16 protein-coding genes and 4 pseudogenes are annotated in these 25,227 nt (G+C 59.9%); 6 read left to right on the forward strand and 14 right to left on the reverse strand.

All coding sequences use genetic code 11. From position 1 onward, the window contains the following. The 4 genes from ASG57_RS14925 to ASG57_RS14940 form a co-directional block, all read right to left on the reverse strand. Nucleotides 1-750 carry a formylglycine-generating enzyme family protein gene (locus ASG57_RS14925; protein ID WP_057196636.1) on the reverse strand — a complete coding sequence of 250 codons (750 nt, stop codon included), beginning with the start codon at nucleotides 748-750 and terminating at the stop codon, nucleotides 1-3. A 155-nt stretch (nucleotides 751-905) separates the two neighbouring features. Further along, a complete protein-coding gene (locus ASG57_RS14930; protein ID WP_082528950.1) occupies nucleotides 906-1,700 on the reverse strand; it encodes a lysophospholipid acyltransferase family protein in 795 nt (264 codons plus the stop codon). Next, nucleotides 1,697-2,791 (reverse strand): ComEC/Rec2 family competence protein, encoded by a 1,095-nt coding sequence (locus ASG57_RS14935; RefSeq protein ID WP_057196637.1) that lies wholly within the window; start codon nucleotides 2,789-2,791, stop codon nucleotides 1,697-1,699. Before ASG57_RS14935 ends, ASG57_RS14930 begins: the two co-directional genes overlap by 4 nt. A gap of 11 nt (nucleotides 2,792-2,802) precedes the next feature. Continuing rightward, complete coding sequence (locus ASG57_RS14940; protein WP_156402690.1) at nucleotides 2,803-5,286, reverse strand: caspase family protein; 2,484 nt, start codon at nucleotides 5,284-5,286, stop codon at nucleotides 2,803-2,805. Between the two features lie 458 nt (nucleotides 5,287-5,744). On the opposite strand from ASG57_RS14940, the pseudogene ASG57_RS39970 reads away from it, so the two are divergent. After that, nucleotides 5,745-6,029, forward strand: a pseudogene (locus ASG57_RS39970) (enoyl-CoA hydratase-related protein); the annotation flags it as partial. A 477-nt stretch (nucleotides 6,030-6,506) separates the two neighbouring features. Here the strand turns inward: ASG57_RS39970 and ASG57_RS14950 are convergent. From ASG57_RS14950 to ASG57_RS38365, 6 genes are all read right to left on the reverse strand, one after another. Next, on the reverse strand, nucleotides 6,507-7,730 hold the full coding sequence (locus ASG57_RS14950; protein WP_162250057.1) for a DNA adenine methylase: 1,224 nt from the start codon (nucleotides 7,728-7,730) through the stop codon (nucleotides 6,507-6,509). Nucleotides 7,731-8,121: 391 nt separating this feature from the next. Next, complete coding sequence (locus ASG57_RS14955; RefSeq protein WP_082528951.1) at nucleotides 8,122-8,976, reverse strand: class I SAM-dependent DNA methyltransferase; 855 nt, start codon at nucleotides 8,974-8,976, stop codon at nucleotides 8,122-8,124. Next, nucleotides 8,963-11,605, reverse strand: a complete 2,643-nt coding sequence (locus ASG57_RS14960; RefSeq protein ID WP_057196642.1) for a GGDEF domain-containing protein — start codon at nucleotides 11,603-11,605, stop codon at nucleotides 8,963-8,965. Before ASG57_RS14960 ends, ASG57_RS14955 begins: the two co-directional genes overlap by 14 nt. Continuing rightward, on the reverse strand, nucleotides 11,589-12,500 hold the full coding sequence (locus tag ASG57_RS14965) for an HAD-IIB family hydrolase (protein WP_057196643.1): 912 nt from the start codon (nucleotides 12,498-12,500) through the stop codon (nucleotides 11,589-11,591). The genes ASG57_RS14960 and ASG57_RS14965 overlap by 17 nt, the downstream gene beginning before the upstream one ends. Further along, a complete protein-coding gene (locus tag ASG57_RS14970; RefSeq protein ID WP_057196644.1) occupies nucleotides 12,497-13,540 on the reverse strand; it encodes a DNA adenine methylase in 1,044 nt (347 codons plus the stop codon). The genes ASG57_RS14965 and ASG57_RS14970 overlap by 4 nt, the downstream gene beginning before the upstream one ends. Before the next feature lie 7 nt (nucleotides 13,541-13,547). Beyond that, nucleotides 13,548-13,811 (reverse strand): hypothetical protein, encoded by a 264-nt coding sequence (locus ASG57_RS38365; protein ID WP_057196645.1) that lies wholly within the window; start codon nucleotides 13,809-13,811, stop codon nucleotides 13,548-13,550. Nucleotides 13,812-14,461: 650 nt separating this feature from the next. On the opposite strand from ASG57_RS38365, the gene ASG57_RS14980 reads away from it, so the two are divergent. The 3 genes from ASG57_RS14980 (at nucleotide 14,462) to ASG57_RS14990 (ending at nucleotide 20,207) form a co-directional block, all read left to right on the forward strand. Then, nucleotides 14,462-17,953 carry a DEAD/DEAH box helicase gene (locus ASG57_RS14980; protein WP_082528953.1) on the forward strand — a complete coding sequence of 1,164 codons (3,492 nt, stop codon included), beginning with the start codon at nucleotides 14,462-14,464 and terminating at the stop codon, nucleotides 17,951-17,953. A gap of 110 nt (nucleotides 17,954-18,063) precedes the next feature. Further along, nucleotides 18,064-19,317, forward strand: coding sequence for an AAA family ATPase (locus tag ASG57_RS14985; protein WP_057196647.1), 1,254 nt, complete (start codon nucleotides 18,064-18,066; stop codon nucleotides 19,315-19,317). Between the two features lie 26 nt (nucleotides 19,318-19,343). After that, nucleotides 19,344-20,207, forward strand: a complete 864-nt coding sequence (locus ASG57_RS14990; RefSeq protein ID WP_057196648.1) for a hypothetical protein — start codon at nucleotides 19,344-19,346, stop codon at nucleotides 20,205-20,207. 103 nt (nucleotides 20,208-20,310) lie between these two features. Here the strand turns inward: ASG57_RS14990 and ASG57_RS14995 are convergent, their stop codons facing one another. The 4 genes and pseudogenes from ASG57_RS14995 to ASG57_RS39130 all read right to left on the reverse strand — a co-directional run bounded on the left by ASG57_RS14995 (nucleotide 20,311) and on the right by ASG57_RS39130 (nucleotide 23,173). Further along, nucleotides 20,311-21,411 (reverse strand): T6SS phospholipase effector Tle1-like catalytic domain-containing protein, encoded by a 1,101-nt coding sequence (locus ASG57_RS14995; RefSeq protein WP_082528954.1) that lies wholly within the window; start codon nucleotides 21,409-21,411, stop codon nucleotides 20,311-20,313. Nucleotides 21,412-21,554: 143 nt separating this feature from the next. Continuing rightward, nucleotides 21,555-22,280: an SOS response-associated peptidase gene (locus ASG57_RS15000; RefSeq protein WP_057196650.1), complete on the reverse strand. Its 726-nt coding sequence runs from the start codon at nucleotides 22,278-22,280 to the stop codon at nucleotides 21,555-21,557. 33 nt (nucleotides 22,281-22,313) lie between these two features. Next, nucleotides 22,314-22,732 (reverse strand): annotated as a pseudogene (locus tag ASG57_RS15005) (hypothetical protein). Nucleotides 22,733-22,778: 46 nt separating this feature from the next. Next, nucleotides 22,779-23,173, reverse strand: a pseudogene (locus tag ASG57_RS39130) (hypothetical protein). 145 nt (nucleotides 23,174-23,318) lie between these two features. On the opposite strand from ASG57_RS39130, the pseudogene ku reads away from it, so the two are divergent. Together ku and ASG57_RS15015 are read left to right on the forward strand one after the other, a co-directional pair. Beyond that, nucleotides 23,319-24,250 (forward strand): annotated as a pseudogene (ku, locus tag ASG57_RS15010) (non-homologous end joining protein Ku). A gap of 241 nt (nucleotides 24,251-24,491) precedes the next feature. After that, nucleotides 24,492-25,223, forward strand: coding sequence for a hypothetical protein (locus tag ASG57_RS15015; RefSeq protein WP_156402691.1), 732 nt, complete (start codon nucleotides 24,492-24,494; stop codon nucleotides 25,221-25,223). Nucleotides 25,224-25,227 lie beyond the last annotated feature (4 nt).

Below are 25,227 nucleotides of genomic sequence, written 5' to 3' on the forward strand. Positions count from 1 at the left end.
CTAAGCCACGCGCATCACAACCCTGAAGCCGTCATCCCCGCCGCCCTGGTTCACGGAATTTGTCCAATCGCGGCACGCTATTCGAACGATTTCCTTTGTGCAGAAGGCTGAACCACCTTTGACCACGCGCTGCCTTGCCGGCACCAGATTCACAGGAGCGAATATATCCGCTGTTGCGTGATTGTCGGGATGATGGAAATCGATACACCACTCCCAAACTCCGCCCGACATATGCATGACGCCGAAAGGTGAGGCTCCAATTTCATATTCTTTGACGCTGCAGAAGCCTTCCCTTTCCGACTCTGCGCTGCAGCAATACTTCTTGTCGAAGATGTCCCCCCATGGCCATATCCGCGCATCATTTCCCCGGGCCGCCTTTTCCCATTCGGCCTCGGTTGGCAAGTCAATTGCCGCCTCGCATTTGCTGCTTAGCCATCGACAGTAGGCCGTCGCAACGTCCCACGAGACGTATGTTGCGGGGTAGTCCTCCCGCCCGGAGAGTTCGGCTGGAATTTGTCCATCGGCGCATGACCCCCACGAAAGGTGGGGGGGCCACCCGGTCTCCCGGTAGAAGCGAAGGATCTGGAGGTTGGTAGTAGGATAGCGCGAGATAAAAAAGGTTGGGAGATATACTTCGCGCAGCGGCTTCTCCTTTTCCCCGGCGTAGGGGTCTGCGTCATCGCTCCCGAGGCAGGAGTAGCCTGACGGTATCTCATTCCACTCGTGGCCGTTCAGATCTACCGGCGGCATGGCTCCCTCGAAAAGTCGGTATGCAAACAGAATGCCGGCCCCATCCGTTCAAGGCCAGCCGGTCCGATTGTCGATGTGTCGTGCTCCAACCAATGGTAGCTCAGTCAATTTTTGCCTGCAAGTTGGCCGACGGAGGCGCTGTCCCGAGGCCTCGGTCATTTGAGGGCCTGTGTTGTCAGTTTGCGAACGGTCGCTTCTGCCTGCTTGGTAATCGCCTTGCGATCGGAGTCTGCAGTAAATGAAATAGGATCTCCCCATGTCAGGACGACTTCAATCCGCCGGAGGCCGATCACCTGAAGAAGATGCGCGACCAGATCTATTTCATCGTCGCGGGCCCAAACTGCCTGTCTCCTGTTAATTCCTGTGTAGGCCAGTGAGGCAGGCTGGATGCAGACTTCGGGCAGCCTTGCGGCGCCATGAATGGCTTCCTGTGCTGATCCAATGAGTGCGGACCTAAATGGCAGAACATGAGTGCCGTCGGTCGAGGTGCCTTCGGGAAAAAGCACTACAACTTCGCCCGAGATCAGATACCTCGAGATACGTTCGAGTGCCTGAGGAAGCTTCTGCCTTCGAATTCGATCTACAAATATCGATCGCTGGAGCTTGGCGAGCCGTCCAAACATCGGCCAATTCGCGGCATCCTCTCTTGCCACGAAAATCGCGGGTAGCCTGGATGAAATTACCAGGATGTCCAACCACGAGGCGTGATTCGAGACGATCATTAGGGGGCGTCTGGAAGAAGCCTTGCCGATTGTCGAAATATCGAGTCCCAGCAATGTGCAGAGAATGCGGTGATAGAGTTGGGGAATGATTTGTTGTCCGGGACGATAGTGCAGGCGGTTGGAGATGGCGGAAAGTGGATACAGGGCTACCGTTAGCACGACGATGGTTGGGACCATCCAGCTAATGCGAAGGGCGTTAAGCGCGCGGCGAACAGCTGGATAAGTCATATTTCGACTCGTTGGCCCGGTTTATCCATCGCCGGAATTTCGCACTTGAATGCGTATCGCTCCCGAAGATCCGGGCGGTCCCAGACAGTCGCCTGCTCCTGATTGACGTTGAAGTAGAGAGTCTTGGGCCGAATGGGGTCGTTTACCAGGATACGCGCGATGGTCTCTCGATCCGGATGGTTGTGCTTTGTCCCGTCTGTCGAAATCCCGAAACGGGTACAATCGATGATCCGGAGCAGTGAAGGCGATGTGTTGGCCTTGCTGCCATGATGGCTTAGTTTGAAGAGATCCAATTTCAGGCGATTTGCTTCATTGAAGCCCAATCGTCGTAGGGCGCGTTCGAGGACTCCCGGATGAGCGTCCGCTCCGAGAAGAACCCGCCGCCCTCCGAATTCGGCGAGGAAGGCTATGCTGGCTCCATTCGTTTGCGATCGGTCGTCGACAAACGGGGCAGAGGCAAGAGCCTCAACGTTTATAGGGGACAAGCTCTCCAAATTCGAGGGAGCTTCGCTGGTTGCCGTATTGTCTGGATCCAATGGGCGCAGATTGGCCTTGCCAAGTTCCTTTTCCCAGACGGGTAGCAGAGCGGCAAGCTCGGTGTCTCCCGGCGAAAGCAACGTAACTTTCAGGCCTCCGCCGAGCTCGATCGATGTGCCTGCACATGGGGTATCTGTTGAAACGATGCCGCTCGATCCGAACGCACAATTCCAGGGCCAGTTAAACCTGAGAATCCCGCTAGAGAGTTTCTCTCCATGCTTCGCGCTCAGAGTTTCGAGGAGGGGCATATCCCGTGCACGGGCTTCCGCATTTCTGAGATGGTGCCAAGCGTTGAACCAGACATCCGCGGGATTAAAAGGTGCATTGCGCTCCCTGACAAGAGGCATCGCGCCGGCGATGTGGTCGGCGTCTATGTGGGTTACCGCAAAAAGCTCGAATCGCCCGATGTTGTGGAGAACAGAACGAATGGACGGATAGTCCTTGGTTCGCCCCAAGTCGATCAATGCGTGGTGGAGGCTGCTGTCATTGCCCCAAGACAGCATGAGTGCATCGCCTTCCGAGGCTGCAAACATCATTAGATCAAATTGCCCCATGGATTGCCGCCTCAAACCGGGATGCGGAGCGTAGTAAAGACGCGCGTGGGATCAGACAGTCGTCGCAGCTGGCGAGCCGCTCGGGCTGCCACGGCAACCTCGGGATCGCCGTCGAGCGCAGCGAGATCTTCCGCCAGCCAGTCGATGGCCAGTGAGTAAATCGGGATACCACGATTAAGCGCCAACAACAAAAGCGACTTTGCTCTTAAGCGGCTTTCGAGGCTGTTGCCAGACTGCTGCAGAAGAAATCGGGAAAGAACTATGGGAGCGTCAGGTAGTCCGGGAAACCAAGTCGCCAGATTCTCGAGCCATTGTTGCGGCAAGCCAATTTGGTCCAGCCGACCACACGCTGTTGCGACCAACGCCCCGGCGAGCGCGGCCAAAGGGTTCTCGACCTTAGCCAGGACCGCCATTCGGGCATGAGTCTCGCTCAACACGGTATTGAGTATGATTGCGCTTCGTTCGAAGTCGCGAAGCGCAAGAAAGGCCAACAACCCCTCCCATTGCTTCGACTGAACGGTTGCACACGTGTTCGACGCAGCCCGGCTAGCGTCACGCGTTACCGACAGCCGGACGTTCCATTCACCACCGGACGACGCACCGAGGCTCGGGACGTTGATAATTTCACGCCAGGTCGGAGCGACAAATGCCGCCCATATCGGCCAATCGCCGTGCTGCAGCCGCACTTCAGACGGTGGGAAATGAGGCTTGAAGCGACGATCGAGCAGATCGTCGACGTTCGGGACGGCTTCGTTCGCTGCGAGTTTGTTCAATGCAAACAGGGGTAAACCGGGTCCATCGTGTGAACCGAACTCAGCCAAACCCGGAACCGCCAGATGCGGCCTGCATATTGGAGTCGCGAATCCCTGGATACTGTCAATCGTCGTTGCGTTTGCTTCGTCCGCGCCTATTCGACTCAGCCAGGCCCATGCATTCGAGCGCCAGGTGCCGTCTTCATTGATTGCCGCTTCGTCTACTCTGCCGGAAACGTCCCGCTCGACCGGTTTTGCGGCGAAAGCCGGTTCGGACATCACGGAGGAAAGATCGAGCTGGACGTCAACGGAGGCGCCGGAATGAACATTCGCCTCGGCTTGGCGAACTTGGCCCGTTGATGCTCTGATGCTGATGGCATACCGGCCGGGCGTCACCTCGGCGGAAGCCGATGTTGTCTCAGACGTAAGCGCGAAAGACTCATTAAAGTCCGCATCTGCATCATTGCTCCGGATGGTCGCCACCACGTTGACGGAGATGGAGATGCTGGTCCAGGCGACGGATAGATTTATTCTGCCGCGCGTGGGTGTTGCGCTTGGCTCGGAGATCAACTGCCTCAGGCTCAGCTCCTCCGGCAACTTCGTGAATATCACGGGCGGCAGGGGCTCGACGGTAGTTTCGCCAATGACTTTGCCTTCGTCATCGATGGCCACAATCGTTCGAGTTTGATACTTGGGCAATACGATCCGGATGTATCGATTGCGTTCGTCACGGCCGGACCGCTCTTCGACAAGGGTTGTTCCATCAAGCACGCGAATGCGGCTTGTCGGGAATTCATGTTCGTCGACAAGAGAGACAAACATGGTAGCGGTCTCGACTGGCCTGGAAATCGAGACTTTGAATGGCCGGTTAAGCCGGCTTTCCGGGACCTGCAGAGGCTCCCCATCTCGTACATGAAGCTCGAGCAGACGTGCTGTTGTCTGCCCTAGACCATAGGTATCGATCGTCCATCGATCGTTCGGCGACGCCGCAAGGCCTCTTAATGCTTCCAGGAGGGCTTGCGTGAATAAAGTTGGAGCGTTCTTTTCACCGAAAGCCTCGGCTCCAAGTCCTGTCGAGCGCAGGATATGGGGGCGGTGCCCAATGCTGTTGCGCGGCAACGATGGATTTAGCAACCTTGATCCGAACTCTTGATCAAAGGGTAAGCCAAGTTCAGCCGGCATTTGGCAGCAGTCGAAAATCAGGAGCTGATTTTTTGGAACGACATTTGAAAGCGCCTCCACGAATTGCTCTATTTCAGACATGCCCGCGGTGACGTCGTCCTCGTCGCTGCCATAGTCCTCAAGGAGGAAGGCTGTCCGTCTGCCGAAGCTCTCTCCGTGGCTTGACACAAACAGGAACAGGAAATTGTCCGTATGTGCCCGGCCTCGTGCAACCCAAGCTCGGATTGCTGCCTTGGCATTCTGAAAGTTTGCGCGAGGAACGAATGTTCCTTCGATCTCGGAAGGTGCTCCGTTTGGGTGCTCGGACAGGAGCGTTGCAACGCTGCCAAGCGGGCAGGCCGGGTTGTTGAAACCTGTGCTCTCGCGGGAAAGAGCCGTATCGAGAAGCCATGTAGTGATTGCGCGGGCCGAGATCGGGGGCGACGTTACCGAGGAAAGTCTGTTCGACGAATACTGACCTACACCGATCACCAGTGCGTGCGTCGCCGGTGAAGCGCTTAACGTTCGGTCGCAGTAGATAAGACCTTGGCTGCGGTCCTCCTCAGACACCGTAATTGCCATCGCAGCTCCGCGTTTCTCTGCTTAAAAAAATAGTCGATCGGCGCACTTTCGATCGCGATACCATGATCCCAATGAACTACCACCCAAGATAGCATAAAAGTCGCCGTCCACGGAAGCGGGACAAACCGCCGCCAAAGAGTTAGGAACAAGCCGCCGAGCCCGGCCCGAAGGCATCACGCCGCGCTTTTGGTGCGGCTTTTGATCTGCGAGATTGGAGGACGGGAACGGGCAGTCGGACTAGGGGCAGGCACGTCGCGAGGATCGAAATATAACGACCCCTGAATCTCTTTGACCTGGTCCTGATCCGTAAGATCACCGATGCCGTGGAAGAACTCGACAGGGACGTATCCGCGCGTGCTGCGGTGCTGGCTATACAAGGAAAGCTCCTTTTGTCCGGACGCAGAGTTCAGCTAGAGGACGCCTGACGACAACGACAACACGCAGCACCTGTATTTTTGTACGCGGTTCGAATCTTCCGCGCAGCAAATCCAATCGTGGCGGCTGTTCACGGCGCGGCGATCGGGGGCGGGTCCGGACTTGCGATGGCCGCGGACTTTCGCGTGGCTTGCGCCCGCTTTGCCGCGAACTTCATGCGTCTCGGCTTTCATCCTGGCTTTCGGCCTAGCCGTTACCTTGGAGTCCAGTTCTGCTGTGGGGCGATCATGAAAGCCTTGTTTTTGTCCGAATTGATCATAGCGCACGAAATCGTCACGGCCCTCAGCCATCGAACTCGGAGGTTCTAATAGCAAATCCACCCCGCACGCCGCGACAGTTTCCACAAGCTGCTTCAGAGCGCGGCGTCCAGCAGGACAGCAAGTTCGATTTCACCGCATGCCGCATTTGTCGCGATGAGCTGCTCAGCAAGGGAGCGGGTTGCTCTGCGAATGTCACGCTGCTCCCACCTTAGCATCGCACTCTTCCCGATGACTGATGGGTGAATGCAAGCCACCAAGGAGCATGCGGTGTAAGGCCTAGCGATAAGCCGAAATGTAATTCTCATCGACCGTTCATAGTTCTTGCCCAGGAACGTGTAGGCGCGACGGGATGTTACAATCGAGCTCGGCGGCGAAGCACGACATTTCCAATGCTGCCGCCTGCTTGCTGCCGCTCTTACGAACCTCTGCAGAGAAGCACCAGTTTGACTTGCAAGGGAGGCCGCTTAAGCGGTTAAGCGGCCCCGTTTGAGGGTTTGTTTGGCGGGCTTGGCGGACGGAAGGCGTCTAGTCGTTACGTCCTGCCAGCACGAATTCGGTGACATATCCGAGATGGTCTAGCCTAGTACCTTGGGAGTGATGCCGGATTCTGTCGGAGAACTGGACGACTTCGGCGAAACGGCCCATCATCTTGTGGATGAGAGCATCGGCAGCAACGAGGCCACGATTGCTGTAGCTCACAAATACGCGCAGACCGAGATCGCGACAAAGATCGAAGGCATCCTCGAACTCACTCAAGGCTGGATTCGAATTGTGCTCGAATCGCGAACTGAAGCGATCGGCGAGCGGAGGGTATCGTCCAACTCCATGGATCGAAGGATAATCGTAGGAGATGAGGACGTTGAGCAGGTGGTAGTAGCGGGAATATTGAAACTTGGAGTAGGGCGGATCGAAGTAGACCCCGGCGGGTTTTCGACTGCCGGGCCCTTGCGCGAAGCGCGTCACGGCCTCGCGCCAGTCGCCCTGCGTAGCCTGCTCGACTGGATGGTGCAGGGGCGGCCTGGCCGCCATCCTGCGGACGGCCAGCTCGAACTCCCACATGACGCTGCGGGCCCTGCGCTCCACAGTGTCGCGGAAGCTGGCGAGCGTCAGCTTCCGGGGTTGTGCGAAGTGAGGTCCGGTGCTGCAGACCGTCGCAGCCATGAGCAGCGCCGACAGAAGAAGATCGCGCTCCGGCACCGCTGCCGGAGTTATTTCGTCGATCGCCGCACGCAGACTGTCCAATTGGGCGCATTGCGCCACTCCGAAGTACGAGTTCGCGTAGCGGGCCAGGCAGAGTTGGTACGGCGCGCCGCACGGAGGGCGTTCACTCGATGCGAGGACAGGCTCTTGGCAGAAATCCCTATACTTGACGAACCGCTCGTCGCCCAGATCGCCATGGAAGAAATCGGCTTCGGTGGCGAAGCTCCCGGGTGCCAGGCCGACAAGCGCGTCGTAATTCCGTGAAGCGACTTGCCGCAGGCGCTCGATGAGTTCGTCGGCGTCGCGCGTCAGGGTGGCTCCCTGGCTTCGCGCGAACACAGCGCCGTAGGCGTTTGCGTCGTTGACTGAGACTCGAAACCGGCCACTGAGCATGCGCGAAACGATTCCCGTGCCGGCCATCGCATCGAGGATCGGTGCGCCCGCCGGAAGATTGGAGCAGACGGCCGCGGCGAGGAGAGGGGTCAGCCGGAGCTTGCTGCCGTAGAGCTTTGGAGTCGATCTGGATTCGACGTCCGAGATCGAGGACAAGGCGCGGACGGCATGCCATGCGTCTCGCGCCGTCTCGACAAGCCTCGGATCTGAGGTCGTGACCGAGAGACCGGCCGATGGGTCGATCTCATGCGTCGCGTGGATTCCTGCCACCGGTCCGCCTGTCCGAGCTTCAGCTTCCCGCATCACGTAGATGAGTGACTGGACTTCGGCGGGAACGACCGCACGAGTGTCGACGACGATCCTGACGGACGGAGAAACCGCGAACTCGGCGAAACCGACGGCCGACAGCCCGTGATCGTCGGGGACCGCGCGTTCGACGTCGGAGAAGAGATCGCTTGGTCGCGGACGGAGGACGCGCGTACCGGCCAACCGGGAGGCCTCGCCATCGGCCTTCAGGAACCTCGGCAGATAGACGTCGAGCGCGGGGTCAGGAATCGGAACCGACATCGCCACTCCCCACTTTGCGGAAGACGAGAAGCACGTTGTCGGCGCTCGTCATCTCCAGCGGCTCCTCGCGCTCAATCCGCATGCCGTGCGCCGCGAGAGACGAGGCGAGCTGTGCTATCGCACCCTTCGGCGGCTTGAAGTAGTTCGCCGCGAAGCGGCCGTCGTTCCTCAGTTGGGACGCAAGCGAAGCGAGGTCCGCGTCCGGCACGCCGTAGTGCAGGACGAACACGGCGATCGCACCATCAAACCCTCCGGCCGGCAGCGACCGCCATTGGGGGAGGGGCATCACCTTCTCACCCCGCTCGGCCGCTAGCTGCAGCATCGCCTGGGAAAGATCCGTCCCGACGAGTTCGATGTCGATGCCCTCCGTGGCAAGCCGCGCGGCGGACAGCCGCGCGACGCCGGTACCGCAGCCGAAGTCGAGCACAGTCTGCTTTCCCGCGCGATCGTCGCAGACGGCATGTAGCAGGCTCTCGGCCACCTTCATGTTGACCGTCTGGCGCGTAAGATGATCGTAGTGCGACGCCACGACGTCGAAAAGGGCGGCCGAAATGATTGGCCCCGGATTTTCGGGAAGCAGGAAGCGGTCGACCAGCCGCACGTATCTCACGTCGTCGAGCGCGATCGCGCCAGCCGTCGGCGATGCCCCGGAACGACCGTGGCCCGTCAGCAATGCGGCGTGAACCCGGCCGATCGGACCGTCGATCGACCAACGCTCCGCGATCTCGAGACTGCCGGCGGCCGCGGCCTCGGCGATGTGGCGGCTTCGGCGATCGAGGATGATCATGGCGGTGGGGTCGGCGGCGAAGACCGCCCACATGTCAGGTCGAGACATCCTGCACGATCGCCCTTGCGATTTCGGTATCGCCGTCGTCCAGGAACATGTGGAAGCTGAGCGCGAGATAGGTGAGTTCGCCGAGCTCGACGTTCGCCTTGCCGTCCGATTCCAGCAGTGCTGCGGTGACAGTGTCGAAGAATTGCTTCGACCACGAGATGGAGCCGTAGGCGCTAAAGGGAAAGCCTACGAGCGCTTCGACCGTCCGCCAGATCCACTGGAAATCGAGATAGCACTTGCCGTCGCGGAAGCGCGGCATCACCTGGATCGCGCAGAGCCCGAGAGGTTGATCGAACCTTCCTTCCGTCGCGCTCACGGGCAAAAAGATGCGCCTGGTGGGGCGCTCCGCGCGGACGGCCGCGACCGTCGCATCGATGCCAAAGCGGTAGAGGGAAGGTTTGCCGTCGTTTTCTGCGTGCAGCGGCTTGCCGAATAGACCGTCCTGCCGGCCAAAATTCTTTTCGACGTAGTCGTCTAGGGATTCCTTCTCGCCCTTCCAATAGTCCGGTACCGTCTCGACGTAAGGCGTCGTGAGCACGAGTTTGAAAGTCGAAAATTCGCGAAAGCGGCGCTGCGATGACTCGATCTGAAAGGGCGCGTCGCTCGAACGAAGAAGGTTGATGGCCTGGGGGTAGGCATCGGTCAGCGTAGTGGTCCTCAGACCGTCCATCGGTAGCAAGCGGATGTTTTCGGTTTGCGGCGCGACCGAGATGCGGCGCCGCTTCGCTTCCTCCTCCAGGTTAATCGTCGGAGGCGTGGACGCGTTCGCTTCAATGGACGACGTGACGCCATAGATCGCGTCGCGGACGACTTGGAAATCGGGATCCTCGATACGCTGAATTCCAATCTTTCTTTCGCGGAACACGAGCAGGTGTTCGAGCGAAATGCTGATCCGACGCTGGAGGTCATGCATTCCGCGCTTCCAGGAATCTTCATCCATATCGAGGCGACCGAGCGTCGCCTTCGCGTTGGCGGATTTGCCGAGCACAATGATCCACCGGATGTTCGGATTGCGAAGGCACGCTCGCACGGTCCGCGAAACGTTGCTCTGCCAGAAGTCGGGAAGACCACCGCCGGCGACCGGACGATCGTCGATCTCGACGATGTCCGCGACCAAGTGGCGCATGGATTTGGCGAGAGCGATGGCGCCGTCGCCGATCGGTAGAAGAAGGCACGGTGAAAGCGCGTATCCGGGCTCCGAGTCGGGCGCGGCGTAGCGGATCACGGCATCGGTGGGCGCCCGCGCTTCAGGAAACCACGGTCGGCCGATCTCGACCAGACTGACGTTGGCAGATTCCGCTGTGACAGGAGCGATCCGAATGGTCGTCTCACGACTCCCGTGATCGATGACGAGCACGAGGGAATATTGTTCGTCCCCTCCATCGCGGACCTCGAAGCGGAGGACATCGGCAGGAGCCGGGAACGGACCGCCCGAGTATGCGGCTTGCAGGTAGCCCCAGGCCACCGCCGTTGCCCAGGTCCGGATGGGTACGGCGAAGGAAAGTGACGGCGGCCTCGCGTCGGCTTCTCGAGGTGCATCGTCGAACGAGACGCCCACGACCCGAGCGACCTCTTCTGCCGCCATCGGTGCATCCATCATGCTTGAGCCGAGAATGCGATCGGCGACAAGATTGCGCAGAAGCGTGCCAGCATCCCCCGGAGTGACCGAAGAGCGGGTTTGGTCGAGGTCCAGCCGGGCTTCGAGCGCCGCCTGGATCATGTCCGACCTCGATAATCGCGCGAAGGCCTTCGTTCCGGTCACGGCGTTCAAGCGGATGCAGTTCCTTCCGTCCGCCTTAGCCCGGTGTTCGGCGTCCTCCGCCTGTTTCACGAGTTCCTGGATCGAGCCCGAGATCGCGCGGACGTCCCCGTCGTAATAGACGGAAAGGCCGATGCTGCAGGTATTAGGCCGCCCGATCGCTCGGATCGGCTCCTTCTCCATCTTCGCGCGGAACGCTTCGACGCGGCCCAGGATTACGATCGGATCTGGATGCGTCAGCACCGCGGAAAATTCCTCGCCGCCGTGTCGGATCACCACGCCGAGATCTTCGAAATGAGTCCTGAACCTTTCGCCGAACTCACTTAACACGGCATTGCCGACTTCGTAGCTGAAGTCGTCGTTGATGGACTTGAACTTGTCGAGGTCGGTGTTGAGGACAGCGATGCATTGGCCGCGGTCCGAGGCCTCCATCGCGTAGGCCAGCACGCGGGTGTCTGTGCCTGCCGACTTGAGAAACGGGAGCAGCGTAAGGGGGTCTCGGTCGCCCCAATGGAAATTAGCCAACTCGCCCAGCCGTCGCATGCAAGTGTCGACTTGGAACGCGTCCGGCCTCGGCCGCTTAACGTACCAGGCTTCGACCGTCGAACTGACGGCGCGCTCGTCGGGCGCGATTTCCTTTCTTTCCGAGGCCTCACCCTTGTCCAGTTCGGATCCCGGCGCGACGTAGACCGCAAGCTCATTCTTGGGCTCCCGGCGATGGACCGTCACGCGCACGTCGAGGCCGAGAAAGCCGATTTCTCGCAACAAATCCGTGAACTCGCGCCGGAACTCCGGCTCGGACAGGAGGGTCGCGCGTAGCCGAGTTTCCTGGGCGGTGATGCGCGCTAGTGCTTCATCGAACGAAGACATCGGAAACCGGAGGATGCGGGCTGGGAGAGCTTCTTACAGCACGGGTCAACGCCCGCAAAGCCTCTACTACCCCTTGTCCGCTGGGTAACGACGTCTGAAATGTTGCGCTAGCGCGGACGGGCTCCGGAGCATTGGCGACGGCGACGCCGACGCCGGCGCCGGCGATCATTTCAAGGTCGTTGTAGTTGTCGCCGATGGTCATGATCTCTTCGACCTTCAGCTGCTCCATCTTGGCGAGCTCCGCCATCGCGTTCAGCTTTGTGCCAGAGGTGTGGCAGATCTCGATGTACCGGCCGCCCGACGTCGTCACCCGGACCCGCTCGCCGAGTTCGGCCTGCAGCTCCGCTAGAAGGCCCTCACCGGTGGCGGCGGGGACTTCGACGAGGACCGCGACGAAGTCGTCGTCAACGGCCGTCAGATCGGACACCCGCCGGATCTCCATCCCGTTGAAATCGGAAACGGGAGCTTGGGCCGATTCGGAATAGACGCTTTCGCGAGGGATGAAGTCGAGCTGGGAACCGCAGGCGTACGCCGTCGTCCCTAGCGAGCGTCGACGACACGCTTCGATCACGGCCCGGAAATCGTCCCTTCCGATCAGCCACCTGCTAAGGAGGGTCGAATCCTTGCCCGCGAGAACCACGGCGCCGTTGTAGGTGATCATCGGGGGCAGTCGGCTGCCGCTCTGGTGGAGCTGACTGGTCGCGAAGGATGCGCCGCGGATCGTGCGACCGGTGGCGATCGAAAAGCCGATCCGCAAAGGCTTAAGTCTCCGTAGTTGCGCCAGCACGTTGTCAAACGTGAGGTTGTCCGCGCTGACCAATGTGCCGTCGATGTCCGCGAGAACGAGGCGGATCTTTCTGAGCCTAGCGGCGAGTTCATTGTCGAGTTCGATCAAATCTGTCGGCTTCCGTCAACCTTGCACCAGTAGATGCGGTTCATTGTCGTGCCGGTCGCTTCTGTCGCCGTCGAATAGGCGCGGACCGGCAGATTTCTGTACGAGACCGGTCCCCGTTGCCGGAGAGCCGCCATGATGGCCCGATGCCTGATGAGGCCCGCGGTCGTGTAATGGACCAGAATATAGCGCGCTTTGGCCTGGCCGACCAACTGCTCGAATGCCGCCTCGGCGTGGGCCGGGCGGCAAAAATCCGACTTTTCCGACCGCCGGGCCAGCGGGGCGCCACTGCGTCCTCCGGGCGTAGGGCGGTCGTTCCGCACGATCGAGTCCGGCAGGTGGTAGTAGCCGCCGTAGTCGCGCTCGTTGTAAGGGGGGTCCAGGTACAGCACGTCTGCGGACTGCCGGCAGGCAACCTCGCGCGCGTCCGCGAGAAGGCAGATGTTCTTTTTCCGGTTATCGGCAAGCGGCGGCGGGACGAGTTCGAGAGGTTTGACCGCCTTTCGGGAGAACACCTTCAGGTGCGCGTAATAGGTGCCTGCCGTGTTCGCGACCTTGTCGGCGGCGAAGACGAGAGCCGTGAGCAGATAAGCCTCCTCCGCATGGTCGAGTATGCCCTCGGCGGACCATCCGGCGATCTCTTCCCGAATCGCATCGAGCTTTGCGGCGTTAGAATCGGTGAAATACAGGCGTCCGGACGACGCGGAAAAATGCTTCGAGAAATAGCGTCGGCGCCCGCGCAAGGCGTTCAGGTGCTGGAATACCATCTCGACCCGGTTCGCTCCGATGTATTTCGGCGAGAGCCGATCAATTAGCCCGGCGAAGCTGGGCGGTCGGTTGAGGCCGATGGTCGCCATCTGGATGGTGTGGGAGAGCTTCAGAAGGTCTCCGGTGATCACCCGGTACCCGGCATGCTTGAACGCACGAGATACCGTGCATGTACCGGCGAACGGGTCGGACAGCGATGCCGCGTCGGGAGCATGTCTAGCGACAAAGCCCGCCAGCCACTGCGCGGTCGAAGCCTTCGAGCCAATGTAGCGCATGCGATGCCTACCTGTCGGAGGATCGGGATGGATCGGACGGAAAGTTCTGCGCGTAGTACTCAACTGCGTGCAACAAATAAAGCAACAAATTTGTTGCATTAACGTGGTCGATAGGCTGGCTGGACGCTTCAGAGATCAGGTGCAGTTTGCTTGCGATGATCTCGGCGTTGGCTTGTGTTATGGGACGGCCTTTGTAGGCCCGCCAAATCAGAGTCCGCTCGACGCCCATCAGCGCTGCAGCTCGCGCCGCTGTCATGCGGCGGCTGTTCATAATCCCTCTGAGGCGCGTTAGTGCCTCAGAATCTGCATACCCTCGCGGCATCTCTACGAAACTCCAACACACTCATGATTCGCGTGCAACACATGCAACATATATGCAACAAAGTTGCGTGTAAAGCGGCATTGGCCCGGTGCCACGAATCGCCAGCTAGCTACTATCGAGTAGAGGAGGTGGCGCGATGCGGAATCCTGTGCGGTCGCAGTGCCCCGCAGATGCGCATCAGGACAGCGGATGGGAAAGCTGCTCTACATCTAACGCATCCCATCGAGGTAGGCTTGTCCACAACCTGGACGACTAGCAGTCCGCGAAGTCGGTGAGGTCGATCTCGTCGTTCCGGACTATTGTCAGCTGTGGAGAGCTCTTGTCACGAAGACTGCTGCTGCGAAGAAACGACGGCGATCGCAGGATTGTCTCAGAAGGCTGCCTCCTTGTGCGAGCTGATGAAGACGACCGTCACTGCCTTTTTACCGCGATCCCTTGCGGCGAGGAGTGTGCGGCGCTGGCTCGGCGTGCGCGTTGTTGCCGTTGAGGTGACGAATCTGTGTTCGTATTCGGTGCATCAACCATAAGTTGACTGTTTCGCGGGAAATCCTTAGCTAGCTCTCGGGAATCTATCCAACTTCGGCCTCGCAGCAAAAATCATGAAATTGAACGAGCTTATCGCCCGAGGCGGTACGTCGTTAAACGATCAAGCCGGCATCGCTGGGGAGGAATACCGCAAACTTGACCGCCACTTGAACGGTTTTACGTTCTGGCCATCCAACTCGGCTCGACGCCGCAAGCTTTGGGAGCCCCAAGAGGCTGCCCTGGGGATGATCGCCGCCTATCTGTCTGCGGACCGGAAGCTGCCGCTCGAGAAGATCGCCAATGAGGCCGCCCTGGTGAAGATGCCTACGGGCACCGGCAAGTCGGCCGTCATAACAGTCCTTTGTCGCTGCTTGCCGATGATCAAGCGAACGCTGGTGCTGACGCCTAGAGAGGCCTTGACCGACCAGCTCTACCGCTACGTCCGCCGCGGCTTTTGGTCTCGCATGGACTATGTGGCGAACGATCAGGCGCTCTTTTCCGACGAACAAGGGACGGCGACCGGCAGCCCGGTGGTATCGGCATATATCGCGAAGCTTCTGCCTAGTGCCGTGAGATCGATTTTGGATGCCGGCCTGACCCAGGAGCGCATGGTCCTGGTCGGAACGCTTCAAGCCATGGACATGATCCGCCGGGATGCAGAGAAGGCGACTGATCCGTCGCCGACGTCAGAAAGCCTTCGGGCGGCCGATTTATTGCGGCTGATCGCGAAGTTCGATTTGGTCGTGGTCGACGAGGGGCACTACGAACCTGCTATCTCCTGGAGCAGAGCGATTCGCGATGCCGATCTACCGACGGTGCTATTTAGTGCCACGCCTTATCGTAACGACTACAAGTCCTTCCGCGTGCGCGGCAGACTCGTATTCAATCAGCCGATCGACGACGCGATCGCGCAGCGAATCGTCCGCAAACCTCGCTTCGAGGAACTCAAAGATTTTTCGCGACTTCCGTCGACATCCTCGGCATCGCCTTTGTCGGAATTCACCGACGACACGGAGTCGGACGTCCAGCCTGGCGCCCGCGATCGGGCGGACGCCGCCAAGTTCGTGAAAGCTCTGGTGCTCGCCGCGAAATCGATCGATACCCCTCCCGGGGTCGACCATCCGAAGATCATCGTCCGTGCCGACGAGCGGGCCAAGCTCGAAATGCTTCATGACGAGATCGAACGTGTAAGCGGCGAGGCCGCTCTGACCATCCACCACGCCATCAAGCGCAACGATGCACCGAAGAGACGCTTCAACAGCGTCAAGGCCGCGCAGTCGATCCCTGCGAGCGCCCAGGTCAGGTACTGGTTGCATCAGACCAAACTGCTCGAAGGAGTCGACGACTCGTCCTTCATCGCCGTCGCCATGTACGACGTCTTCGGCAACGCCCGCCAGTTGGTTCAGCAGATCGGTCGTGTGCTGCGTTCGTCGGACGAGCGTCGGAAGACCAGGCAGGAAGCCGTCATTCTGGCGTCACCGGAGATGGTTTCGCGGATGGAAGAGTCCTGGGACCATTATCTCGACTTCGAGAGATACTGTGCGAAGAACACCAGTTACCTGGTGACCAACGAAGCGGCCCTGCCGGACCGGCTCCTGGCGACGATGCCCGACATCCAATACATTGAAGGGCAATTCAGGCCGCGATTTATGATCGAGGGGAAACTCGAGATTGACGACGTCCGCCTACCCGCCAGCGCGGCGGTCTTCCGGATGGGCGGGCACTTCGACAAGAACGTTATCAGATCGGAAATCGTGGAAGCGATCCTGAACGAGGACCGATTCAAGCCCATCGAGATATCCGGGCTTCCGGACGAAGCCCTCGCGATCGCTTACTACGGATGGCAGACATCGCCGCTCCTCACTAGGCAGTTCTTTCCCGAGTGGAAGCTCGGTGTCTGCATCCTCGTACGTTCGGGCAATCTGGTTCTGGCCCATGATACCGGCGGAATAGTCTTCGACGCCGCCAAGTTGGGACTCGGCAGAATGGATCAAACCGATTTTGCCCGCGGTATCCCCGCATCGGCGAGCGGAAAGCCGGTTCGTGTCTCGCGGATATCGTCGGCTTCCCTTGACCTGTCCGAGCGGGCGATCCGATCTCAGGCGACGCGCACCAGATCCTTCGAGAACACGTTCACCGATCTGCTCGACCCGGCGATGGTGCCGACGTCGGCGTACGCATTCCTGGGTAGGTACGGGAGGTATCTTGGGTTGACCCGGGCAAGGATCCGCGACGCGTTGCCGGAGCCGCTATCACTCGCACATTACATCGAATGGGCGAAAATCGTCGCGGAGCAGTTCAGTGACGGAAAACGCAGCAGGAATCCGGTCTTCGACAGATACGCACGCGTCGCGGCGGTACCAGTCGGCGGCGAGGCCGACGCCAAGAACATCCTGCTGGATCTCGGAGACAGCTTCTCGGATTTCCTTCACGATGTCGATGACGTCGGCATGCGTGCCTTGTTAGTGGACGCGGATCACGATGATCTCTGCGCCGACGTGGACGACGGCAAGTTCGAGATCGGGATCGGTGGCGAACGCTTCGAGTGCGAGGTCGAGTTCGTTGAGCGGACAGGGCGCTACCGGATTAGAAGTCCAGGTCTCGACGCGCGGTTTCTCGCGCAGTCGCCCGGAGGAAGGCGGTCCGCGTCGACCTTCACCCAGCTTCTCAATCGAACGCAGTCGTTCCGCATCATCCCGGAGAAGAGCGGGATCGTTTACGCCAACGGCAGCTTCTACGAGCCGCAGGGGTTTCGGCCGCGACCCGACGGTACGATCCCCCAGCTACAGAACGCCGTGGCGATTCCGATTCTCGCGAACATCATGACGGAAAAAGGCGAAAATCTATTTGGTAAGGATCGGCCCGCCTGGATGAAGGATTCGTTGTTCGGGCTGTTCAAGGCGATGGCTGATCATGATGTCGGCCGCCCATTGCCAGCCGAATGGGGAGAATTGGGCAAAGCGGCGACGCGCTTCGACCTGATCGTCTGCGATGACGATGGGCAAGAGGTGGGCGACTTTCTCGCCGTCGACACGTCGAACAGGACTGCCGCCATCATTCATGCCAAGGCATCTAGCGACGTTCACAAGGAGAGCATTACAGCTCTCGAGGTGGTCGGTCGGCAGGCTCTGGCGTCGCTCGCGTTCTGCTCCACGACCTCGCTAGCTCCCAAGATCGCAGAAAAGCGCTGGGAAAGCGAAGTCCAGGCCAACGCGGTCAGGCTCAAAGGCCTGAAACGTGTCTTCAAGAATACGGCCGGCCTCGATATTAAGCAGATCGAAACCGCCGTCGCGGAAGCCGTCACCAACCGATCCTGGTCACGGGAAATCTGGATCGTAGCGGCACGCCTCATGGATCTGACGTACCTTGCCGAAAGCGTGAAGCAAGGAATGACCAACCGGAACTGGCAGCTGCTCATGTACCTCGACGGCCTTGCCACGGCTTGCGGTCGGGGCAATGCCCGGCTTCGCGTTTTCTGCCACGATGGAGCCGATGTAACGGTTTTTCCTCCGAAGAAACCCAAGAAAACCAGCGGAAAGGCCGCGCGTGCTCGCAAAACGCGATAGCGCGCGGGACACGGTGTCCAGGTGGTCGATCTCATCCGATGGCCCTGTTTCGGCTTGGCATGGCTCGGTTGCGGGAATATCTTGGGTGATAACCATCAGAAGGTTCTGCCTTGTACGCGAAATCGCTGCATATCTACGGATTTAAGTGCTTCGGCAAAGCCGAACTTGCGCTGCAGTATCCCGGACGCAAGACTGGCACCGTCTCGGAGACCGAGAACATCAATCTCATCCTCGGCGACAATGGCGGCGGAAAGTCCTCCGTCTTGCGCGCGCTCGCCATCGCCGTTCTTGCCCCCGCACTGCTAGATTCGGGCTTCGTGCCATATAGGTTGGTCCGACGTTCCAAGTCAGGTTCGGAGCCGGTGACACATGCGCTCCTCAAGGTCGCAGCGGTGCCTGAAAAGGAGGAGCTAAAGCCCGGCGTTTCGGTCAGAAAAAATCTTGAGATGCTCGCCCGGATCGAAACGCGACCCAGCGGTAGCCTTGACCGCCTTCATCTGGAGCGAACGCCGGCTTCCCCGATCGCCGACGTAATCGACGATGATCTATCTCCCGCATTCTTCGTCGCCGGCTACGGTGCGACGCGCAGGGTGGAGACCGCCGACTTCTCGTCCGGAAGCGAACGCCGACGACGCGGTCTCCGGTACCGGAGAATTGCGGGGCTCTTCGAGGATCATGTCGCCTTGCGGCCGCTGCAGAACTGGTTGCCGAAGCTTCGTTCCAAGAACCCAAAACTGCATGACGAGGCGATCGCCAAAATCGACGGCATTCTTCCGGATTCCATCCGCTTCCGTGGCGCCTTCGACGAGCAAGAGGAGCAGTACCTGTTCGACTTCGAGGGCGTGCCGATGCCCTTCTCGTCTCTTTCCGACGGCTATAAGGCATTCGTTGGTTGGGTGGGTGATTTGGTGGGACACTTGACGGATGTCGCTGGTCAGAAACAGATCGATGAAGTCAAGGGTATCGTGCTCGTCGACGAGATCGATCTTCACCTGCACCCTGCTTGGCAACGTACTGTAGTACCCACCCTGGAGAGGGCCTTTCCCAGCCTGCAGTTCGTGCTTACCTCGCACAGCCCGTTGATCGCGAGCTCGGTGAGGAAGGAGAACGTGTTTGTGACGGATACAGCCGAGGACGGGACCTCGACCATAAAGCAACTGGAGGAAAAGGTTTACGGGCGCAGCGCCGAAGACCTTCTTCTGTCCTCGTACTTCGGCTTGCAGACGACGCGTCCAGATGCGTTCGTCGATGAGTCCAAGGCCTTATTCAACCGCGCCGCGGAAGGGGACTCCGCTGCGGCCCTGACGTTTCTGGAGAAGCTTGCCGGCTCCCCTCCTGCGAAGGCGGCGCGCGGCCGGAAATGATACGCTATTCATCTACGCGGGCGGAAATGGAGGCCGCGATCGAAGCGCTCGACGATAAGTGGCTGTCGAAGGCCGCGAAGCGCACTGAGAAATTCAGAGCCATTGGGACGTTCCAGGAGAAGTCGTCGATCTGGTCCGACATAAAGCCCATTTTGATCGACGTACAGCGCGACAAGTGCGCTTACTGCGAACGCAAGTTCGAGGGGGTCATGTATGGAAAGATCGAGTACGACGTCGAGCATTTCCGTCCGAAGAGTTCCGTTCCCGTCTGGCCTGATTGCCGCAAACACCCGTCACTCAGCTATTCGTTCACGACTGGAGAGGAATTCCAAACGGGATACTGGTGGCTCGCCTATGACATCGGGAATTACGCGGCCGCGTGCAAGGTTTGCAACACGATCTTCAAACTTAACTTTTTTCCGATCGCAGGTCACCGATGCGAGAACGCGGACGATCCGTTAGCTCTTGCGGCAGAAGAGCAGTATCTTTGCAATCCAATCGGGGACGACGATGCCGACCCCGAAACTCTGGTATCGTTCGTCGCGACCACCGCGGTCCCTGCAGTACGACGCGGGCCTCGCAATCGGCGAGGCCGTGTGATCATCGATTTCTTTGGTCTTAATCTTCGCGAAATACTGCATCGGGAGCGCGCGCAGACAATCGCGCTGTTCGGCAGCGCCCTCGAAGCGAAAGCGCGAGGCGCCGCAACTGCTGAAGACGACGCGATCATCGGTCGCATCGGGGATCCAGCTATCCCGCACGCCTCGTGCCTTCGCTCTTTTCACCGATTGTGGACGAAAGACAGGGCCTTGGGCCGCAGAACGTACGACCTTTGCAGATCATATGCCGTGAGCAACGCAGGAACAGCTCCGCCGGATATTCGTCGCTAGAGATTCATCATCCTGCGTCCTACCTAGAATACTCGTTTTTTATCCTGGGTCTCATGCTCGGTGCGCAATTGCGGACGCGCTTTGTGGCGACCAGATCAAGCGATCACTCAGTGGAAACTGCGTCGTCAGGCAGACGAGACGAATAGCCTCCGCCGCGCTGCCATGCCGCAGCATGCACGCTAGGAGTTGGAGGCAGCTCTCGAGACCGTCCGAGATTCATTCGACGCCCATTGCTCTTCCGGTCGCGGTCGTAATGTCTCTTCGGAACGATCTCGGCGAGCCACCACGCGCCCGACAGGGATTCGTGCATGCAGCCGTTCGGATCCGGCTTGACAAAGCCCTTTCCCCGATCTCCCAGCATCGTCGCCCGCCTCTCTTCGTCCACTAAGAGATTGAGGGCCACGGCTTCGTCGATCATCCACTTCAGCGCAATCTTGGACAGGCCGCTCTCGCACTCTGGGTAACCGCCGCCCACGTCGCAATGTACGCCGGGGAACCAAACCTGCTTGAGATCTTTTGGGCCGGCCTTCTCAGGATCAGTCGAGGGCCACCAAAGGTTGGTTCTGAAAAACGCGCGGCGTTCGTCTATCGCCACAGCATGCCGTGCGTGCGCGATGAAAGGATTATTTGAACTGTAGGGGAGCCTGAGCTGATGCTCGACCCAGCCAACGGAACTGACCGTATCCCAGATCCCCACGAGATGCGGCCTGCAACGACCTACCGGGTCGAAAGTTTCCCGGAATTCGCATGCCAGTTTAAACGCCACCGATCGTTCGCCTTCTGGCGCGGAATTGACAGCGGTCAGCATCCTCACAGCGTAGGGAACAAACGATTCGTTACCCTTCGGCAGCAGGCCATACATGCAAAGCAACGAAGCAACGGCGCGCGCTGTGTATGCGCCGCGGCTGAAGCCGAACATATAGAGGCGGTCATCCGGCTGGAAGTTGTTCATAAGGAACACGTACGCGTCGCGCACATCTGACTCGAGACCACTTCCGAAGGCGAGCCCTAGCCAGCGTGTTGCCCGCTTCGTCAGCGGACCTAGAGCTCCCGGCGGCTCCATCGTGCCGAGTCCTGGATGATAGTATACGATCTGCCGCTCCGGATCTTGGACGAGACAGTAGTACAATTTGAGGACGTTGGTGCGATCGACGGCGAACTCGTTCGCTGTGCCATCGCAGCACAACACTATGTTTCGTGGCATCTTACCTCCATAACAGGCCGTTCGGGCGGCCCAAAGCTACGAGATTATCCCGTTGCTCGACCGAATTGTAAAAGCCATCCATGTCGAATGTGGATAATCTTGCGCAGGCGAACGGGGCTCTGCCCGAACTTCGTCTTCGTCCGTCACGGCGCTCGTCCGGTCGCATCTTCCTTGACACCGCGGGCAACTATGCGGAGTGACCCATCCGGCAGTGGCCGCTGCAGCTTTAGTGCCTCGTCGCTAGTTGCGGTCATCCAGGTTTCGACTTCGCTCGGCGTCGTCAGGATCACGGGCATCGCCTTGGGGTGGATGGCGCCGACCTCGGCGTTCGGCTCTGTGGTGAGGAACGCGTAGAGCTCGTTAGTCGTCTCGCCTTCCTTGACCTTCCGAACGGACGTCCAGTTGGTCCAGATGCCGGCGAAGCAGGCGAGGGGACGGGTCTCGTCGAGTGCAAACCAGATATCGCCGCCCTCTGCCTTGTTGAACTCGCTGAAGGAGTTAAAGGGCACTACGCAGCGATTTTCTGTGCCGAGCCATCTCGTCCAGTGCTTGCTTTTCACGTTGCGGATGTTGGTTGTGCCGCCGTCCGGCTCCATACGCAACAATTCCTTGAAATCAACCGTCTTGCCTTTGGCCTGCAGCTTCTCGGCTCGCTTCTTCGTGGCATCCATCAGCGCTTTTGACGACGATGGCATCCCCCATCGCGCAGTAGCGAGCTCGCGGCCCTCGGCTCCGTTCCGCACGATCGGTGCCTTGTAATCGGGAAAGACCCCCGGCATCGGCGCCAGGTTGCCAACGTATCGGTTCACGACACGAAAGAGCGCGCTCATCGCGGCCTGGTTTGTCGTGATCGAATAAAGATTACACATCGGTCAGGATTCGGTTCGAGGATGGCGCGGCTGTCATGTCAACTGTAGCAGAGTCGCGGATGGACGCCGGCCCGCCTTGGCGCACTTGCGGCAGCGCAGCCGGCTGGCGAGATCGTGCACGAAGGTGATCGGCGGATGCTTCATCGCCGCGAGGTCCACGTCGCTTGGCGTCTTGCAGCGCGCGCACCTGATCTCCAGCCAGGGGAAGCCTCCGTTCACGGCCTGATCGATGGTTGGTGACGGATCGATCGGTTCGCCGTCGCTCCACATCCGCTCGTTCCAGCTTTCGCAAAGCAGCCTATCGGCTGCTGGATCATCGCCTCGCCTTTGGCCCGCATCTCCGCCGATTGGGCAGCCAAGATGTTGGCCATCGCGCGCGCCTTGCCGAGCTCCTTTGCCAGAGCCTTGCGATCGCCGCCCGACAGGGGCGTAGGGTGATACTTCGGGGCCATCCGGACATCCAGGCGCAAAGAGATCGGATCGGCAAATCCTGAGCGACTACGGCATCTCAAACGCTGGCCAGCACCCGTCTTCTTCATGCCTGCCGGTCCGCTGCTGGCAGGTGTTGTCGAGCAACCGCTGCGCGACGTCCTTCCAAACTGCGTTGGCGCCATACAAGCGGACGGCATCGGCGGTCTGGATTTCCACGGTCCCTCGCAGCGGCGGCAGGAGACGCGCAGCACGTGACGCTGAATCTCGGAAACACGTCGCAGCCGCATCTGGGCCTCGGTCGTGCCGGCGCGAGGGTCTTTGAGGACCGATTCCCAGTATTCGGCCGGGAAGGAGGCATCGGAATCCGCAGTGGAAGGGCTCGGCCTACGGGCGGCGTCAGCGGCCAGCTTTTCCATCTGCTTTGGGGTCGGCATGCGCCAGCTCGCGGGTCGGTCGGTCATTTCTTGATTAGAACATAACATGAACAAATGTCGAGTCCGTCCAAGGGCCTAGGTGAGAAAAATCGGCCTGCTGGACAGGTCGCGATGTCGGAACCAAGCCGGGCCGTTCGTCTTGAATCCGGCATCAGTAATGGAGTTCCCCGCGATGGCCCCTCGCGCCAACTGGAAAGGCTTTCTCCGTCTTTCCCTCGTCACCTGCCCGGTCGCGCTCTATCCGGCCACGTCGGAATCCGAAAAGGTCTCGTTCAACCAGCTGAACCGGAAGACCGGACATCGGATCAAGTACGCCAAGGTCGACGCCGACACCGGCGAGGAGGTCGACAACGAGGACATCGTCAAGGGCTACAAGGTCGACACCGACACCTTCATCGAGGTGACCAAGAGGAGCTCGAGAACGTCGCGCTGGAATCGACGCGAACCATCGAGATCGACGAGTTCGTCGACCGCAGCGAGATCGATCCGCGATATCTCATTCGGCCCTACTACCTGCGTCCCGACGGTAAAGTCGGGCACGATGCATTCGCCGTCATTCGGGAAACCATCCGCGAGATGAACAAGGTCGCCATCGGTCGGGTGGCGCTGACCAATCGCGAGCACATCATTGCGCTCGAGCCGCTCGACAAGGGATTGATGGGCACGCTGCTGCGCTATCCCTATGAAGTCCGCCCCGCGGAGGAATATTTCGACGACATCCAGGATGTCAAAGTCACCAAGGACATGCTTGATCTCGCCAAGCACATCGTCAATCAGAAGGCGGGCCATTTCGAGCCGGACAAGTTCGAAGACCAGTACGAAACCGCCCTCATCGATCTCATCAATCAAAAGCGCGCCGGCAAACCGATCAGAGCGAAAGAGCGTCCTCGGGGTGAGAACGTCGTGGACCTGATGGACGCGTTGCGCAAGAGCATCGGACGGGAGGCGACGAGCCCGACGGAGGCGCCGAAGAAGGCAGCCAAGAAGCCGCGCAAGGCAGCGGCCGGGCAGAAGGAAATGCTGATGGCGATCGCCGGCAAGAAGCCGGCGAAGGAGGGGGCAACGAAAAAGCCGGCCGCAAAGCCGCAGCGGAAGTCGGCCTAGGTTCTTTCGTTCGTGTCGTCCCGCGCATACTGAGGAACCGGATGACCTTGTCCCCGTTCAGGTCCGATGGTCTTTGGTCATGCCCAGAGCAGCGAGCTTTTTGATCGCGTGCAGGCGGGTGGTGGGCCGTGCTGATCCGCCAAATCATCGAACTCGTTGCTGGCATTGGCCTCGTCGGTCTCTCGCTGCGTGACGTCTTCGACACCGTGGTGGTGCCGGGCGAACCCAGGGCGTCTTGCGCGTGGCGCGGCGGCTCCTCTTCACTATGCTTCCCGTATGGAAGTGGCTGCGGCGCGGCAAAACGGGAGTCTCGACCAGCTTCGCTCCATCCGTGCTGATGGCGTCCTTCGTCACCTGGATGTCGTTGCTGCTGATCGGCTTCGGCCTGATCGCTCATGGCCTCGGGAACTGGTTCTCGCCGCCCGCCGACAGTTTCGAACAGGCCGCGTTCATCGCGGGCAGTGCGCTCGCTACTGTCGGCCTGTCTGGCATCGAGGCGAACGGGCCGGCGCACTGGGTACTGGTCGCGGCGGGAATTTGCGGTCTGGCGGTGCTCACCATGGCGGTGACGTACCTGATCGAGGTGCAGGAGGGAGTTTCCCGGCGTGATCGCGGTGTCCTCAAGATCACCACCACCTCCGGTCAGCCGTCCTCGGCGATCGGGATGTTGGAGCGCTATGCCGATCTCGACGCGCCCGAGGAAATGCGCCGAGCCCTGTACGATGGCCGGGACTGGTGCGCTTCCATCCTACAACGCCATGCTTCGCACCCTTCCTTGATCTACTTCCGGTCAGTCGGCACGGGCGCCGGCTGGCCGGGTGCGCTCGGCACCCTCATGGACCTCGCCCTGATCTTCGAACTTCTGATCGGCGATCCGAAGAGCCGGGCCGCCGCCGTCCTGCTGCGCGACGAGGGATTGCGTCTGGTCCGCGATATCGCCGGGCTGATCGGCCTTGAGCCAAGAAGCGCCTGACCGA

Source organism: Bradyrhizobium sp. Leaf396, from assembly GCF_001424605.1.
Lineage (GTDB): Bacteria > Pseudomonadota > Alphaproteobacteria > Rhizobiales > Xanthobacteraceae > Bradyrhizobium > Bradyrhizobium japonicum_C.

What these genes read in the sequence shown, in the direction of transcription:
- ASG57_RS14925 (WP_057196636.1), bottom strand. Translation starts at nt 750, where the DNA reads ATGCCGCCGGTAGATCTGAACGGCCACGAGTGGAATGAGATACCGTCA.
- ASG57_RS14930 (WP_082528950.1), bottom strand. Translation starts at nt 1,700, where the DNA reads ATGACTTATCCAGCTGTTCGCCGCGCGCTTAACGCCCTTCGCATTAGC.
- ASG57_RS14935 (WP_057196637.1), bottom strand. Translation starts at nt 2,791, where the DNA reads ATGGGGCAATTTGATCTAATGATGTTTGCAGCCTCGGAAGGCGATGCA.
- ASG57_RS14940 (WP_156402690.1), bottom strand. Translation starts at nt 5,286, where the DNA reads ATGGCAATTACGGTGTCTGAGGAGGACCGCAGCCAAGGTCTTATCTAC.
- ASG57_RS14955 (WP_082528951.1), bottom strand. Translation starts at nt 8,976, where the DNA reads ATGTCTCGACCTGACATGTGGGCGGTCTTCGCCGCCGACCCCACCGCC.
- ASG57_RS14960 (WP_057196642.1), bottom strand. Translation starts at nt 11,605, where the DNA reads ATGTCTTCGTTCGATGAAGCACTAGCGCGCATCACCGCCCAGGAAACT.
- ASG57_RS14970 (WP_057196644.1), bottom strand. Translation starts at nt 13,540, where the DNA reads ATGCGCTACATTGGCTCGAAGGCTTCGACCGCGCAGTGGCTGGCGGGC.
- ASG57_RS38365 (WP_057196645.1), bottom strand. Translation starts at nt 13,811, where the DNA reads ATGAACAGCCGCCGCATGACAGCGGCGCGAGCTGCAGCGCTGATGGGC.
- ASG57_RS14980 (WP_082528953.1), top strand. Translation starts at nt 14,462, where the DNA reads ATGAAATTGAACGAGCTTATCGCCCGAGGCGGTACGTCGTTAAACGAT.
- ASG57_RS14990 (WP_057196648.1), top strand. Translation starts at nt 19,344, where the DNA reads ATGGAGGCCGCGATCGAAGCGCTCGACGATAAGTGGCTGTCGAAGGCC.
- ASG57_RS14995 (WP_082528954.1), bottom strand. Translation starts at nt 21,411, where the DNA reads ATGCCACGAAACATAGTGTTGTGCTGCGATGGCACAGCGAACGAGTTC.
- ASG57_RS15000 (WP_057196650.1), bottom strand. Translation starts at nt 22,280, where the DNA reads ATGTGTAATCTTTATTCGATCACGACAAACCAGGCCGCGATGAGCGCG.